Below are 15,037 nucleotides of genomic sequence, written 5' to 3' on the forward strand. Positions count from 1 at the left end.
GATGCAATTTATTTTTTCAGCACTGCATAAATACCAAAAGCAAAACCGAAAAGTACAACAAGAGGTGCCAACAGGGTTCTTCTGAAATCGTATATATCTCCAGTTGTACCCATCATTAAAATAAAACCAAGGGCTACAATTGCAATACTGATTAGTAATAACTGGTAGTTTTTTTTGGTAAAAACCAATTCGCCTTGTTTGCTGTCCTTAATAATCGGACTTGCTTTTTTTTCTGCCATTATCTGTAAAGATGATAAGATTTTAAACGTAAATATCTGCTCACTGCAAACCAGGTACTAATGCCTGTAATGAAAATCCCGATAATAATTAACCCTACAAACACAAATCCAAATTCTTTGTAATTGTTTAGGATAATAATTTCGGGCACTTCTTTGCGTGCGTAAATTAATGTTGCCAATAAAATAATAATTGCAATAAAGGCTGCAATTAAACCATGCAGCGCAGCAAATAATAAGAAAGGACGTCGGATAAAATTTTTCGTTGCACCAACAAGCTGCATGCTTTTGATTAAAAAACGCTGAGAGTAAATGGCTAGTCGTATGGTGTTGTTAATCAGCGCAATAGAAATAACCAAAAGCAGCAATGCAAAAGCTAAAATAATTAATCCGATGGTGTTGATGTTTTTGTTTACCATATCAATTAATGAGCTTTGGTAAACCACTTCTTTAACCACTGGATTTTTAGAAATGCTGGCTTTTAATGCATCAATACTTTTGTTATTGGCATATTCTGCTTTCAAATACACATCAAACGTGGATGTAAGTGGATTGTAACCTAAGAAGTTAACAAAATCTTCGCCTAAATCTTGCGTTAAATTTCTGGCGGCCAACTCTTTATTTACATATTGGGTTTGCTTAACGGCAGGGTTAGAATTGAGTTCTTTCTGGAAAGCCAAAACATCTGTTTCTTTGGCACCTTCATCCACAATGATATTTAAAACGATGTTTTCTTTAACGTAGTTAGATAGGTTTTTGGCATGTACAAGTACCAACCCAAGTAGCCCGAGCATTAATAAAACCAATGCAATACTAATAATAGTAGAGATGTAAACTGTTTTGGTTTTCTTAGATGCATCACTTACTTCGAATTCTTCCATGTATTTCAATTTTGTTTCTGCGAAAATATAAATTATACCTGATAAACACCAATTTAATGCGGGGTTAAATCAACACTAACGCCCAAGTTGAAGTTTTAGTTTGAACGGAAATCCAAATCAAAATTGGTCTTTTTTTTAAAATCGGTACGAAATTTGGTTAAAGGCCGTTATTAATTATATCTAATCCCTAAAATTTATCATGAAAAGACAAATTACATTTCTAAGCTTATTATTTTTAGTCACGACGGCCTTTTTATCTTGTAAGAAGGATACCGAATCCACCAAGGCTCGAATTATGGGCAAGTGGTCTGTAAACAAAATTGTTATCACGGGCAATACTTCTGACGCTGCAAATGGCACTTTCACTTATGGCAAAACTACTGATTATATGGATTTTAAATCTAATGAAGACGATCAGGTTGAGTTGGGTTTATCTGGACAGCGAACCATTGGTACGTATGAAGGAACTATTGACAGCTTTAATATGGCTTTCCCAGAAGAGGGCTCATCGTATTGCACCATCAACACCTTAACAGAAAACGTGTTGCAATTTACAGCAAAGGTTGATAAAACGAACATCGTGAAAGTATATTACTTGTCGCGTTAAAAATCTAATCCCCCGATTATTTGCTTGCGCCATTGGTTTTTACATCAATGGCGCATTTTTTTGAGCAAGTTTTTAAAGTGATGGGCCATTTGTTCTGTATTAATCTCATAAAATTTATGTTTCACTAAACCCCTTAATTTGCGTAATTTCGCCCCTTTAAAAAATTAATACTTGCAATGGATTACCAATTCAAAGAAATAGAACAAAAGTGGCAGAAGTTTTGGGCTGACAATCAAACATTTAAAGCCGAAAGCAATTCTGAAAAACCAAAATATTATGTGTTAGATATGTTTCCTTACCCGTCGGGAGCAGGTTTGCACGTTGGTCACCCACTGGGTTACATTGCTTCAGATATTTTTTCGAGATACAAACGCCTTAAAGGTTTTAACGTTCTGCATCCAATGGGTTACGATTCATTTGGCTTACCCGCAGAACAATATGCGATACAAACGGGCCAACATCCAGCCATTACAACCGAAGCGAATATTGCAACCTATCGCCGCCAATTGGATCAGATTGGTTTTTCTTTCGATTGGAACAGAGAGGTGCGCACCAGTGAACCATCTTACTATAAATGGACGCAATGGATTTTTATGCAGCTGTTCAATTCGTGGTACAACATTGAAAACGATAGGGCAGAAGACATTACCACGCTAATTGAAAAATTTAATTCATCTGGCACAGCTGATGTTAAAGCGGTTTGCGATGAAGATGTAAAATCTTTTATGCCTAGCGATTGGGCAACATTTAGCGATGAAGAAAAACAGTTAGAGTTGTTAAAATACCGCATGACTTACCTAAGGGAAAGCACGGTAAACTGGTGCCCGGCTTTGGGTACGGTTTTGGCAAATGATGAGGTAAAAGATGGTTTCTCCGAACGTGGTGGATATCCGGTTGAGCAAAAGAAAATGATGCAGTGGAGCATGAGAATTACGGCTTATGCAGATCGATTGTTGCAGGGTTTAGATACCATTGATTGGCCTGAGCCGATTAAAGAAATGCAACGCAATTGGATTGGGAAGAGTGTTGGTGCAAGTGTGAAATTCCAAGTAGAGGGAAGCGATAAAAAAATAGAAGTATTTACTACTCGTGTAGATACAATTTTCGGTGTTTCTTACTTGGTTTTGGCACCAGAACATGAGTGGGTTGCTGAATTGACCACATCAACTCAAAAACAAGATGTAGAAAATTATATTGCTCAAACTAAAAAGAAATCAGAATTAGACCGCATGGCGGATACTAAAACTGTTTCTGGTGCTTTTACAGGTAGTTATGTGATTAATCCAGTAAATGGTGAACGTGTTCAACTGTGGATTGCAGATTACGTGCTGGCAGGTTATGGAACCGGTGCTGTAATGGGTGTGCCAAGTGGCGATCAACGCGATTGGCTGTTTGCAACGCATTTTAATTTACCGATTATTCAGATTTTGGATGGACAGAAAGATATCGATTTACAGGCAGATCATACAAAAGAAGGTAAATACATCAATTCTGGTTTCATTAATGGCTTAACTTACCAAGAAGCTATTCCTTTATTAAACAATTGGTTAGAGGAGAATAAGGTTGGAAAGGCAAAGGTTAACTTCCGTCAACGAGATGCAATTTTTGGTCGCCAACGCTATTGGGGTGAGCCAATTCCGGTTTACTTTAAAGATGGGTTACCCTATTTAATCGATGAAAAAGAATTGCCTTTACTTTTGCCAGAAATTGATAAATATTTACCGACAGAAACAGGAGAACCGCCTTTAGCGAGAGCAGAAGGTTGGGTTCCTCCAGGGGGCGGGGAGTACGAATTAAGCACGATGCCAGGATGGGCAGGAAGTAGCTGGTATTGGTACAGATATATGGATGCCAATAATGATAGTGCCTTTGCCTCTGAAGAAGCGATTGGGTATTGGAAAGATGTCGATTTATATATTGGAGGTTCTGAACATGCAACAGGCCACTTGCTATACAGTCGTTTCTGGAACAAATTTTTGAAAGATTTAGGTTATACTAAAGAGGAAGAGCCTTTCAAAAAATTAATTAACCAAGGGATGATTCAAGGCAGAAGTAATTTTGTTTATCGCGTGATTGACGAAAATGGTAAGCCCACAAATACCTTTGTTTCTGCCGGATTAAGAAAAGATTATAAAACCTCTGCATTACACGTGGATGTAAATATTGTAGAGAACGACACCCTTGATCTAAATAAATTTAAGGCTTGGAGGGAAGAATATGCAAATGCAGAATTTATTCTTGAAGGTGGAAAGTACGTGTGCGGAGTCGAAGTGGAAAAAATGTCGAAATCGAAATTCAATGTGGTTAACCCCGATGATTTGATTGAGCGTTACGGAGCGGATACCTTGCGTATGTACGAAATGTTTTTAGGTCCATTAGAGCAAAGCAAGCCTTGGAATACGAATGGGATTGAGGGCGTGTTTAAATTCTTACGTAAGTTTTGGAGGCTATTCCACAATGAGGCATGGGCGTTTAATGTGTCTGATGAAGCACCAACAAAGGCTGAGCTAAAGACCCTACATAAAATCATTAAAAAAGTTCAGGACGATATAGAGCGTTTTTCATTCAATACTTCTGTTTCTAGTTTCATGATTGCAGTTAATGAGTTAACAGATGTGAAATGCAACAAACGTAGCATCTTGCAAGATATGGTGATCATTTTATCGCCTTATGCGCCACACATTTGTGAAGAACTTTGGGTTCAATTGGGTAATAAGGCAGGAAGTTTATCTTATACGGCTTTCCCAACTTTTAATCCAGAACATTTAGTTGAGGATGAATTTGCTTACCCTGTTTCTATCAATGGCAAAATGAAGATGAATTTGAATTTGGCTTTAACACTCGCTCAACCAGAGGTGGAAACCATTTTATTTGCGGATGAGCAATTTCAGAAATATCTGGAAGGCAAAACACCAAAGAAAATCATCTTTGTTAAAGGAAAAATTATTAATGTAGTGGTTTAAAAGATAAAAGACTAAAGCTGAAAGACTAAAGACCAAAGCTAAAAGACCAAAGCTAAAAGACCGAATTTGGAAGACCAAAGTTCAAGCCCGAAGTTGGAAGACCGAAAGCTTAAAGACCAAATTTTGTGTTCTTTTGTTTCTTTTGTGGTGAAAACCGAAAGATAGAAAGTGAAAACCATAAAGTTTAGGTCGCCGGCAACTCAAAATAAGCATCTGTTTTGCTGAATTTATTTCAACATCTTAATAAATATTAATTTGCCTTGATGTTAGTTCTTAGACCTTTACCATAAGTGAGGCTGTTCATTCTCATCTCCAAAAAAAGCGCAAATAGCGAACAGATTACAAAAAAACCGAGTTGCATTTAACAACTCGGTTGTTTATACCGTTAAAGCATTGATTTCTTCAAGCCTCAATCGTTTACTAGTTTTATGATACTTTTCTTCTATTTCCGCCAAATTTTCTCTGTGAACTTCCGTTGCGAGGCTTTCCACTCATGTTTCCATCACTGCGTTTAGCACCGCCTCCACCTTTTGATGGCGTTTGTGGCTTACGTTTAACCTGATTTTTAGCCATCATATTTTGCCACGATAATGGGTAAGGATGATCGTCAACAATTGGAAGCGTAATTTTAATCAGCTTTTGTATATCTAACAAATATTCATTTTCTTCGGCATCGCAAAACGAAATGGCAATTCCATTTGCACCAGCACGACCGGTACGACCAATTCTATGCACGTAAGATTCTGGGATATTCGGTAATTCATAATTGAAAACGTGCGATAACTGATCAATGTCAATTCCACGTGCTGCAATATCAGTTGCAACCAAAACGCGTATTTTGCGATCTTTAAAATCGGTTAAAGCTCTTTGTCTCGCATTTTGAGATTTATTGCCATGGATAGCAGCGGCTTTAATTCCAGCAAAACCTAAATCCTTAACAATGCGATCTGCCCCATGTTTGGTACGGGTAAACACCAAAGCGGTTTCTATTGCTTTATCCTCCAAAAGGTGAATCAACAATTTCTTTTTATCAGGCTTATCAACAAAATAGATAGATTGATTTATGGTTTCGGCAGTTGAAGATACTGGTGTAACTTCTACTTTGGTGGGGCTAGATAAAATGGTATTGGCTAACTTTTGGATTTCATCTGGCATGGTAGCCGAGAAAAACAAGGTTTGTCGTTTTGCAGGCAGCTTGGCCACAACTCTTTTCACATCGTGAATAAAGCCCATGTCCAACATACGATCGGCCTCATCTAAAACGAAAAGTTCAATAGAATTTAAACTGATAAAACCTTGGTTCATTAAATCCAATAATCGGCCGGGGGTGGCAACCAAAATATCCACACCTTTTCTAAGTGCTTCTACCTGGGAATGCTGATTTACACCACCAAAAATTACCAATCTACGTAAGTTCAAATTGCTTCCATAAGCTTTAAAACTTTCTTCAATTTGTATGGCAAGCTCACGGGTGGGTGTTAAAACCAAAGCTTTAATGTTTTTTGTTGCTTTAGTGTTGATGTGTTTTTCGTGCAGTAATTGCAACATCGGAATGGCAAAGGCTGCGGTTTTTCCGGTTCCGGTTTGTGCGCAACCTAATAAATCTTTTCCTTTTAATATTGTTGGGATGGATTGCTCCTGTATAGGCGTGGGTTGTGTGTAACCTTCTTTCTCAAGGGCCTTTAAAATTGGCTCAATGAGGTTTAATTCTTTGAATAACATGTATTTTTTTGTGTAATATTTATCGAAGAAGCTAGAACAATCATTTGTTGAAGGACTAACTTGCGGATTGCTTTAAATGATAAAGAAATTCTGCTTCGGTGGCAAAGATATGTAAATTAATTGTTTTTTGCTAAAAAACCAGTTGGTGTGCTTCAAAGTATATTGAAAATCAGTTCTTTAGATAAGTGAACAAATGGCTTTTGAGGATGCACTAAAGGCAATCACCATTCTGCGTAGTAACCGAAAAACTACACCATATTATTCTTTGTTTTCTTTAAATCTGCTGAAAAAGAGAAGTGCGATTAAACAAAGACCAAAGCCTACAACACCGTTTAACCTCAGCCCAAAATCGTTTCCTGGGTCTTTCCCATAAATGGTTAACATGGCGAAAATGGCAATACCTAAGGTTTGCCCAAGCTTAACAAAAAGGTATTTCACGGCGAAGAACATTCCTTCATGATTTTCTCCCGTTTCGATTGTGTCTTTTTGGGCAATATCTGCTAAAATTGCCGTCGGTAAAATACCCAATGCGGCTAATGGAAAGGAGGCAGAAAGTACCAATAGATAAATTTGCGTGTAAGGGCCAAATGGTAATTTGCCGAGGAAGAATATCGTTACAAATATTAAGCATAGCACCCCGAAGGCAGCCAACACAAATGGTTTTTTTCCAATTTTGGCCGATCCAAAATTGACAATCGGGTAAAACAGCAAAGAGGCCATCACCATTGCGCCCATAAATTTTCCACCTTCTGATTCTGGTAAGCCCAGCAGTACGGTGCAAAAAAACAATAATCCACTTGAGATGATGCTGAGCGCCGTGTAAAAGGCAAAATCAGAAATCAGGTAATATTTAAAATTACTGTTTTTAAAGGTACTCTTAATGGCAGGCCACAGGGGAACATGAGTAGGTTTGGCAACAGAAAATTGCTTCTCATCTATGAAAAATATTGGCAAAAGCATCACCAATCCCGATAATATGCACAAAGCCCAAATGGCAATTTGCACAGCCTCACTGCGATTGGCAACGTGAAAGTTATGCTGAACCAAATCGGCAAAATTGTTTGTACATGCCGATAAGATAATACCAATTACAAAGCCAACCTGCTGATAGCTTGATAATTTAACCTTCTGCCTGGGCGTGTTTGTAACTTCAGCGAGTAAAGCATTGTAGGGTATAATGTAAGTGGTTACCGAAACAAAAAACAAGCAAAGTGTAAGCGTTAACCACCAGGCATTATGCAAGCTTTCTCCTTTTTGTATGGGATAGAAAACCAAAGCACAAAATAGCATGGCAGGTAAAATCGCCACCTTCATAAAAGGCATCCTTCGGCCGTTAGGATTTGTACTGGCGTCGCTTTTAGATGCAATAAATGGGTCGAAGATAGCATCTACCAACCTGCCTGAGGCAGCAATAATCGAAAGGATGTTAAAGGCACCCAAAAAAACAAGTTGTGGTACTAGTGGAGGCAAGCCCGCGTTACTTGGCGGAAGATAAAAATAAGGCAGCATTACGATGATGATGTTGGTCATCGTACTCCAGCCAATCATACCAGCCGCGTAAGCAATTTCTTGTTTTAAGGAGAGTGTTTTATTCATCAATAAGATTAATGTTAGACTGTATTTATAAGGCTATAGTAATTTTTTATTCTTTTCTATTCATCAACCTCGAAATGAAATAAATGAATAAAAAGCCAATAAAGATATAAAGCCCATTCAACGCTGCATTAGGATCGTCTGCATAAATACTAAAAGCCACGAAAGTATATGCTGCTATAAATATTATTGGCAATATAGGATATAAAGGAACAGTATAAATGGTTTTTTTATCTAGATGCTGAGTCCGCTTTCTTAAAATGAAAAGTGTTGCTGCCGAACTGGCCATGCTAATACTTTCTAAAAAAATGGTGTAGTTTAAAATCTTATCAAAGGTTTTGGCAAAGAAGATGATTACAATAGCTACCACTGTAAAAACGGTTAGGCTTAAAGTCATTACTTCAGTTTTTTTATTGATTTTGCTGAATATTTTAGGAAGCGCCCCTTCTTCGCCCATAGCAAACATAGCCCTTGGGTTGCTGAGTAAATTAACATTTACGTAGCCCATTACTGAAATGAAAATGATTATCGAAAGCATGTTGAAGCCAACAGACCCGAATATTTTGGAGGCCAATATCGCAGCAATACTCTCTGCCGATTTTAATTCTTCGAAACCAATAACTTTAACGTAAACGTAATTTATGGCCAAATATAAGCTCACGATGATGGTAAGTCCGATAATAATAGCGCGTGGGATTACTTTTTTGGCTTCTTTAACTTCTCCGCCAAAATTTATGGTTTGAGCATAGCCTGCATAAGAAAAGGAAACGGCAATTAAGCAGAGCCCTAAGGCTTTGCCATAATCAGACCAAGTGGGTAGCCCACCATTTAAGGTTTTAAAAATCGGTGTTACAGTTTCGGCTGTTCCACCGAAAAATATGGCACATATTAGTATAAGTACCATTCCAATTTTGATAATCGTTAATACATTTTGGGTTTTGGCACTGGCTTTTAAGCCTAAAAGATTAATCAGATAAAAAATTAGAATGGTTGTAATGGCAATGGCAACACGATAGGTTTCGTTTTGTTTATCTATTGGGAGAATAATTTTGCTTAAATACTCCGCTCCAATAATGGAAATGGCTGCTACAGATGCGGCGCTGGAAATGAGTACAATACAATTGATTGCAAATGCAATTGAGGGGTGGTAAGCAATTGAAAATATCTTGTAATAACCACCCGTAACCGGATAGCGAGCGCCAATTTCGGCGTAAGTTAGTGCGCCACAAAAAGCAACAAAGCCGCCAATTACCCATGCCAAGTAAAATAATTCGGGTATTTGTGCCTTCGCCGCAACATTAACTGGTGTGCGAAAAATACCCATGCCAATAACCAGGCTTACTACAATCATGGATAAATCGAAGAGTGAAAGTTGCTTTTTTTGTTGCATTTAAGGATGTACTAAAGGTGGGATGAAGATAAGTAATTTATGAAGATAGCAGAGGTAACAGACTTGTAAAATGTTGTTTAAAAATTCGATATTAATGTTGTAATTTTTAGATGTAAACTAGGTTGCAATTTAGTTTGGAGCATTTGCAACCCCATTCGACATCGCAATTTCTAAGTATTTTGTCGATACATATTGTTTGTATGTTGAAATTTTATTTTGCTACCCTCAAAGAATAAAACTATTATTGTATAATAATTTTTGCTATTTGAGATTTGCGGCGTTAATTCCCCATTTCTCAGTATCAAATCATCTCTAAATACTTGTCATGTTGAACGTTAAAGCTTTCTGCGACCATCCTACGGCAGGGCTGCTTTGTTTTCGGAAAAAAACCAAAGTTCGATCAATCTGATAAAAACAAATAAAATTTATGGCAGAAGTAATTTATAACGACGACAGTATTCGCTCATTAGACTGGAAAGAACACATCAGACTACGCCCCGGTATGTATATCGGTAAGTTAGGTGACGGCTCTGCGCAAGACGATGGAATTTATGTTTTGTTAAAGGAAATTGTAGATAACTCTATCGATGAGTTTGTGATGGGTACCGGAAAAACCATCGAAATTACACTTTCAGAACAAAAAGTAAATATTCGCGATTATGGCCGTGGGATTCCACTCGGTAAAGTTATAGATTGTGTAAGTAAAATTAACACGGGTGGTAAATATGACAGCAATGCCTTTCAAAAGTCGGTAGGCTTAAATGGAGTAGGTACGAAAGCTGTAAATGCGCTATCAACAAATTTTGTAGTGCAATCTTACCGAGATGGTAAAACCAAAAAGGTTGAGTTTTCTAAAGGAGAGATTGTAAGCGAACAGCCTATAATTGATACCACCCAAAGAAACGGAACTGCCATTACTTTTTACCCTGATGAAAGCATCTTTAGGAATTACCACTACATTCCTGATTTTGTGGAAAGCATGGTTTGGAACTACGTTTTCTTAAATACGGGTTTAACCATCAATTTTAACAATCAAAAGTATTTCTCTGAAAGAGGTTTATACGATTTACTATCTAAGTTTAACAAGCCTGAAGAAATTCGTTATCCAATTATACACATGATTGGGAACGACATCGAAATTGCCATGACCCACGGTCAGCAATATGGAGAAGACTATCACTCTTTTGTTAACGGACAGCATACCACGCAAGGCGGGACACACCAAGCGGCATTTCGTGAGGCGGTGGTAAAAACCGTTCGAGAATTTTATAAAAAAGAATTTGAAGCGTCTGATGTTCGTTCGTCAATCATAGCCGCGATTTCTGTAAGGGTGCAAGAACCTGTTTTTGAATCGCAAACGAAAACCAAATTGGGTTCTCAAAATATGGGTCCTGAGGGGCCATCGGTTAGAACGTTCATCATGGATTTTGTAAAGAAAGAACTGGATGACTACTTACACAAACATGCTGATGTTGCCGATGCGCTTTTAAAAAGGATTCTGCAATCAGAAAGAGAAAGAAAAGATATTGCGGGCATTAAAAAATTGGCGAACGATAGGGCAAAAAAAGCTTCGCTACATAATAAAAAACTTCGCGATTGTAAAGTTCATTTTAATACCACGCATGAAAAGCGTTACGAAACCACTTTATTTATTACAGAGGGTGATTCTGCGTCAGGATCGATTACGAAATCTCGTGATGTAGATTGTCAGGCTGTATTCAGTTTAAAGGGGAAGCCATTAAATTGTTATGAGCTTACCAAAAAAGTGGTTTACGAAAACGAGGAGTTTAATTTATTGCAACATGCTTTAAATATTGAAGATGGCTTAGAGGGCTTGCATTATAATAATATTGTAATTGCTACGGATGCCGATGTGGATGGAATGCACATCAGATTGCTGATGATGACTTTCTTTCTTCAGTTTTTTCCTGATTTAGTAAAAGCAGGACACGTTTACATTTTGCAAACTCCGCTTTTTAGAGTTCGAAATAAAAAAGAAACCATTTATTGTTACAGTGATGAAGAGCGCCGAAATGCGATCGAGAAATTAGGGAATAAACCAGAAATTACACGTTTTAAAGGATTGGGAGAAATATCTCCGGATGAATTTGGACTGTTTATTGGGAAAGATATCAGGCTAGATCCTGTTATCTTAAAGGATCAAACCATTAAAAGTCTTTTGGAATATTATATGGGTAAAAACACCCCAGATAGGCAACAGCACATCATCAAAAATCTGCGTGTAGAAAAAGACGAGGTGGAAGAGGAACCCAAAATTATTGATGAAGTAGCATAAAATTCGGCGTTGATGTAATCTAAAATTAAATCAACGCATTTTGAAACCCACAAAAAGTTCTGCAACCAAGTATTTACTAGTTGTATTTTTAATTCTCATAATTTTCGGTATCACCGTTGGATTATTTGTGAATTTCTCCAAGATCCCGCTGTTAAAATCGGCGTCTAAAATTGTTCAGGTGCAGAGCGATTTTACGAAATTGGATAGCTGTATTTTCAAGCTTTATAATGCTGAAAACAGTTGCAGAATGTATATTGTAAGCGGAGAAAGGGTTTATTACAATCAGTTTGCTGGTGAGATTAAAGAAATTTCTTTAATCATGGATACCATCGAAAGGCAAAGTCAAAATGAAAAGGCATTTTCCGTGGAAGCCTTTGACAATCTGATTAAGCAGAAAAAAATAAGAACTGCTCAATTTATACAACTCCGTAAACTTTCGGATAGCTTGATTAATTTTTCGATTTCGGTAGATCAGGATGTAGAAAATATCAATCCAAAAAGTAAGCTTTTCACAGCAAGGCAATTTAAAAGTATTCTAAAAGTGGATACCATTAGGCCGGCAGTTGCGGCTAAACTGAAGAAGAAATTTTTTGGTAGAATATTCGATGCCATAGGCGATAAAGGTAAAAAGGCAATTGATAGTTCTAAATCTACCTACGTTAGAACGGTGATATCTGCTGACACATCCTCTTTAAATGTTGCCTATAATAAGAAACAACTAAGAGCCATTAACGATTATTATTTAAAACTGTATCGAATCAATCAGAGGCTAAAAGATAAAGAAAGAGAGCTTTTGGATGTTAATCATCAGTTAATCAATAGTATTGTTAATGGGTTAAAAGCATACAAAGTAAATGAAAGTAATTACTATAGTACGGTTCAAAGTTTACTGGGTAGCTCTACCATGAGCACTTTACAAAATTTGGATCTTTTCACTGTGATTCTTTTATGTTTAGCAGCAGGGCTTTTGGTTTTCGTTCTCTTTACGATTTACAACTTTTATAAAAACGAAAGGGCCTTGATTAATTATAGCAACAAGGCTTCCCTCTATGCGCTATCAAAAAGTAGGTTTTTAGCCAATATGAGTCACGAAATTAGAACACCCCTCAATTCTATCGTTGGTTTTTCGGAGCAATTGCAACAGGTACATCTCGAATCTGAACAAAAAGAGCAAATTAAAGCCATAAGAAATTCTTCTGTGATGTTGCTTGATGTGGTTAACGATATCTTAGATTTTTCCAAATATGAAACTGGAAAAGTATCTATGGAGCGAATTCCATTTTCTCCCAATTTAGCCATTCAAGAGGTTTTTGATAGCATGCAAATTCAAGCCAGCAAAAAGAAGATTGGTTTTAAAATTGACATGCCCATTGATAAAGACCTTTATATTTTAGGCGATCCGCTGCGGTTGAAACAAGTTGTAATGAATCTTTTAAGTAATGCCATTAAATTTACCACTAATGGTGGTGTTACGCTGAATGCAAGTCTTGTAAAAAACCAAGGCGGCAATTCCACATTAAAGGTTAGCATTTCAGATACCGGGAAGGGTATAAATCCAGTGGATCAGAAGATCATATTTGACGAGTTCGCACAGGTTTATTACTCATCCACCAAAGAAAAACAGCAGGGTACAGGCTTAGGATTGGCAATTTGCAAAAAAATTGTGGAGTTTCAGGGCGGCAAAATTAGGGTGAAAAGTGAGGTAGGCAAGGGCTCCACCTTCTCTTTTGCGCTCCCTTATGAAACAACGAGCAAACCTAAAGCCAGCGAACTTCCTGTTGATAAACTAAGTGGAGAGACCAAGAGATTAGAAGGTAAAAAGATTTTATTGGCTGATGACAATACCCTTAACATTTTATTGGCCACTACTATTTTAAAGAAGTATAAAATTGTTTTCGATACAGCGTACAATGGCATGGAGGCATTGGAGCTCTTTAACGATAATCAATACGATTTGATTTTAACGGACATTCAAATGCCTGAAATGGGCGGCATTGAATTGACAAACAAAATTAGGAATGGTGAAGATCTTGCAAAAAGGAAAATCCCAATTCTAGGTATAACGGCAAATGTGTTGCAAGAAGATCGGGAGCGTTACCTTGCTTCTGGAATGGACGAATTGGTGCTAAAACCTTTCCTGGAAAAGGAACTGCTGGAGAAGATTTTGAGGTTTGTTAAATAACGGGATTCTTGTCTTTTTGCTCGGTGTTGGGCACATATTTGGTGCCGCAGATTCAAAAATAATTCGCTAATTTTTTTCCTTGACGCAAAACTTATTGAGCTTAATGTTTTGCACGTTGATGTTATTATTAACTTCAATCAATCTTAGGAGCGTTTACTGTATCTTCTGGATGTTGAGGCGGCAGTACATCCACCTTTTTTTCAACTATTGTAATTTTAGTGAACACGGCATATTTGCTTGGCATAATCCCGCCATCATATTTTTCGGCATAGGCCTGCGTAAATTCTGCGCCAAAATATAAGATGATCGAAGTGTAGTAAATCCAAAGCAGAATCACAATGATGGAACTAGCTGCACCAAATGCAGAGCCTGGATTTCCTTTTTCGATATAAATCCCAATTAGATATTTTCCTAAGCTAAATAAAACAGCCGTAAACAAAGCCCCTATAATGGCTGATTTCCATTTAATAATCACATCTGGAAGAACTTTAAAGATCACAGTAAATACGGCTGTAACCGCGGCTAGTGTAATTACATTATTCAAAATGTAAATAATTAACGCCATTGTATCATCTGCAACAGGAACAACTTTATCAATTTGGCTTCTCGAAAGCAATGAAATCAGCTTATCTCCTAAACCAACAACAATACTGTTAATCACTAATGAAACCAAGAGCAAAAAGCCCATAGAAACAATAAGCGAGAAAGAAAGCAATCTATTGGTTAGCATTTTTAACCAACCCTTTTTAGGGATTGCCTTTACCTTCCAAATGATGTTAATGCTGTCTTGAATTTCGATGAATATGGCCGTTGAACCAATTATTAGTGTAGCTACGCCGATGATTAATCCAATTGTTGATTGGCCAGATTTATTAGCATGTTCTACAAAACCCTGGATTTGAGTTGCCGCATCCTTTCCAACCATTTCATTTACCTGAACAAAAAACTTATTTCTGGTGTCCGTATTCATCTTATCGCCAAAAAATAGGGTAGCGGCAGATAAAATGATGATAATCAGTGGTGTTAAGGAGAAGATTGTATAGTAAGCCAATGATGCGCTCAGCTTGGTAATTCTGTCTTCAGCAAAGCCTTTCCCTGCCGCTATAAAAAGATGGTACAGTGCAATAAAAAAATTCTTGATCTTGTTTATTATTTTCATTTGAAAAT

At 37.2% G+C, this 15,037-nt stretch carries 10 protein-coding genes; 4 read left to right on the forward strand and 6 right to left on the reverse strand.

Annotation, left to right across the window (positions count from 1 at the left end; all coding sequences use genetic code 11):
* Positions 1-8: 8 nt before the first annotated feature.
* Both DHW03_RS15830 and DHW03_RS15835 read right to left on the reverse strand, forming a co-directional pair.
* Entirely contained in the window at positions 9-239 is a 231-nt protein-coding gene (locus DHW03_RS15830; protein WP_109926824.1) for a DUF3098 domain-containing protein, read from the reverse strand.
* A complete protein-coding gene (locus tag DHW03_RS15835) occupies positions 239-1,117 on the reverse strand; it encodes a cell division protein FtsX (RefSeq protein WP_109926825.1) in 879 nt (292 codons plus the stop codon). The genes DHW03_RS15830 and DHW03_RS15835 overlap by 1 nt, the downstream gene beginning before the upstream one ends.
* Before the next feature lie 199 nt (positions 1,118-1,316).
* Here DHW03_RS15835 and DHW03_RS15840 point away from each other — a divergent pair, with 199 nt between their 5' ends.
* Both DHW03_RS15840 and leuS read left to right on the forward strand, forming a co-directional pair.
* Positions 1,317-1,724: a hypothetical protein gene (locus DHW03_RS15840; RefSeq protein ID WP_109926826.1), complete on the forward strand. Its 408-nt coding sequence runs from the start codon at positions 1,317-1,319 to the stop codon at positions 1,722-1,724.
* Positions 1,725-1,900: 176 nt separating this feature from the next.
* Positions 1,901-4,687 carry a leucine--tRNA ligase gene (leuS, locus tag DHW03_RS15845; protein WP_109926827.1) on the forward strand — a complete coding sequence of 929 codons (2,787 nt, stop codon included), beginning with the start codon at positions 1,901-1,903 and terminating at the stop codon, positions 4,685-4,687.
* 426 nt (positions 4,688-5,113) lie between these two features.
* Here leuS and DHW03_RS15850 read toward each other — a convergent pair whose 3' ends face one another.
* The 3 genes from DHW03_RS15850 to DHW03_RS15860 all read right to left on the reverse strand — a co-directional run bounded on the left by DHW03_RS15850 (position 5,114) and on the right by DHW03_RS15860 (position 9,392).
* Positions 5,114-6,409, reverse strand: a complete 1,296-nt coding sequence (locus DHW03_RS15850; protein WP_109926828.1) for a DEAD/DEAH box helicase — start codon at positions 6,407-6,409, stop codon at positions 5,114-5,116.
* Positions 6,410-6,667: 258 nt separating this feature from the next.
* Positions 6,668-8,005: an MFS transporter gene (locus tag DHW03_RS15855; RefSeq protein ID WP_109926829.1), complete on the reverse strand. Its 1,338-nt coding sequence runs from the start codon at positions 8,003-8,005 to the stop codon at positions 6,668-6,670.
* Positions 8,006-8,051: 46 nt separating this feature from the next.
* On the reverse strand, positions 8,052-9,392 hold the full coding sequence (locus DHW03_RS15860) for an APC family permease (RefSeq protein WP_109926830.1): 1,341 nt from the start codon (positions 9,390-9,392) through the stop codon (positions 8,052-8,054).
* Positions 9,393-9,819: 427 nt separating this feature from the next.
* On the opposite strand from DHW03_RS15860, the gene DHW03_RS15865 reads away from it, so the two are divergent.
* Together DHW03_RS15865 and DHW03_RS15870 are read left to right on the forward strand one after the other, a co-directional pair.
* A complete protein-coding gene (locus DHW03_RS15865; RefSeq protein WP_109926831.1) occupies positions 9,820-11,688 on the forward strand; it encodes a DNA topoisomerase IV subunit B in 1,869 nt (622 codons plus the stop codon).
* A 40-nt stretch (positions 11,689-11,728) separates the two neighbouring features.
* Positions 11,729-13,870, forward strand: a complete 2,142-nt coding sequence (locus DHW03_RS15870; RefSeq protein WP_109926832.1) for an ATP-binding protein — start codon at positions 11,729-11,731, stop codon at positions 13,868-13,870.
* 133 nt (positions 13,871-14,003) lie between these two features.
* Here DHW03_RS15870 and DHW03_RS15875 read toward each other — a convergent pair whose 3' ends face one another.
* The gene (locus DHW03_RS15875; protein ID WP_109926833.1) at positions 14,004-15,029 is read right to left on the reverse strand and encodes a YihY/virulence factor BrkB family protein; all 1,026 of its coding nucleotides are present in this window, start codon (positions 15,027-15,029) and stop codon (positions 14,004-14,006) included.
* Positions 15,030-15,037: the final 8 nt, after the last annotated feature.

It is taken from the genome of Pedobacter yonginensis (genome assembly GCF_003173595.1).
GTDB lineage: Bacteria > Bacteroidota > Bacteroidia > Sphingobacteriales > Sphingobacteriaceae > Pedobacter > Pedobacter yonginense.